At 75.4% G+C, this 1,493-nt stretch carries 2 protein-coding genes; one reads left to right on the forward strand and one right to left on the reverse strand.

Translation table 11 applies throughout. The features are described from left to right. The coding region (locus H5J30_RS32795; protein ID WP_181791324.1) for a transcriptional regulator at positions 1-700 on the reverse strand (700 nt) is incomplete at its 3' end. Between the two features lie 58 nt (positions 701-758). Between H5J30_RS32795 and H5J30_RS32800 the strand changes: the two genes are divergently transcribed. Next, positions 759-1,493: MFS transporter (locus H5J30_RS32800; protein WP_374101055.1), on the forward strand; the 735-nt coding region annotated here is incomplete at its 3' end.

Here is a 1,493-nt window from a genome sequence, read left to right on the forward strand (position 1 = left end):
CGGCGCACGGGTAGACGACGGCGTAGTGGCGCGGTGCCTCCCAGCAGACCCAGCCGGTGCGCGGTACGACGGGCACGAAGAGCAGCTCCGCGCCGAAGAGGTCCCGCGGCGGGTAGTCGCGCACGTTGATCTGCAGCCGGCTCTCGCCCAGCCACCGCGTCCCCGGCCGCAGCGCGTCCAGCGCCGCCGCCCAGCCGCCCTGCCCCACCTGCGCGGTGCGCGCGACGATGTCCGCCTCGATGACCCGCCGGCGCCGCGGCCAGTCCGGCAGCACCGTCTCGTGCCACACCCACTCCAGGATCTGCGCGGCCCGCAGCGGCAGGTCGTCCCGGCGCAGCCGCTCCGGGAGCCGGCCGTCGAGGGAGACGGCGACGTCGGCGCGGGCATCGTCCGGGGGCGTGGCCCGTAGCACCGCCAGCTCCTCCTCGAATGACACGCCGGGCGCGCCCGTGGGCGTCGGGGTGAAGAAGTCCGCGTTCCACGGCCGCAGCAGCCCCGCGCGGACCAGCTCGTCGGTCACCGGGTCCGCGGCCTGCCGTTCGCGGTACGCCGGCAGGTGGGTGTCGAGCCAGGCGCGTTCGCCGGGGTTCGACGCGGTGCCCCGCGCGAGCGTCTTCAGACAGGCGAGCGCCTCGGCAAGCGGCGAGACGACGAACCGGCTGCACGCCAGCGTGTCCGCGTCGACCTGCCACCACCCCATGTTTCGCCTCCCGGCGAAACTCTACTCCCACGCCGCGCTCTCCCCGAAGCTGCCTGACATGCGCACGTACCGCGAGCTGTTCCGCGTCCCGGAGTTCACACCCCTCTTCGCCTCGTCCTCCCTCCAGTTCGCCGGGCTCACGATCAGCGGCCTGGCGCTCGGCACGCACATCTACGAGCAGACCGGCTCGCCGCTGCTGGCGGCCCTCGCCATGTTCGGCCCCCAGCTCGCCCAGGTGCTCGGCGCGACCCTGCTGCTCTCCGCCGCGGACCGGTTGCCGCCGCGCGGCGCGATGACCGCGCTGGCCCTCGTCTACGCCGCCGCCAGCGCCGCGCAGGCCGTGCCGGGCATGCCGGTGTGGGGCGCGTTCGCGATCCTGGTCTGCCTCGGCCTGCTCGCCTCCGTCGGCGGCGGGGTGCGCTTCGGGCTGCTCAACGAGATCCTGCCGCGCGACGGCTACCTGCTCGGCCGGTCGGTGGTCAACATGTCCGCCGGCGCCATGCAGATCGCCGGCTTCGCCGTCGGCGGTGTGCTCGTGGCCGCGCTGTCCCCGCGCGGCACGCTCCTCATCGCCGCGGCGGCGTTCGTCCTCTGCGCCGTCCTCGGCCGCGTCGGACTCGGGGCCCGGGCGCCGCGCGTGGCCGGCCGGCCCTCGGTCGCGGAGACCTGGCGGGTCAACGGGCTGCTGTGGTCCTCGCGGCACCGCCGCGTCCTCTACCTCGCGCTGTGGCTGCCCAACGGGCTCGTCGTCGGCTCCGAGTCGCAGTTCGTGCCGTACGACCCGGGCCGCGCG

Origin of the sequence: Streptomyces phytophilus (assembly GCF_013870535.1) — a bacterium.
In the GTDB taxonomy this organism is placed as follows: domain Bacteria; phylum Actinomycetota; class Actinomycetes; order Streptomycetales; family Streptomycetaceae; genus Streptomyces; species Streptomyces phytophilus.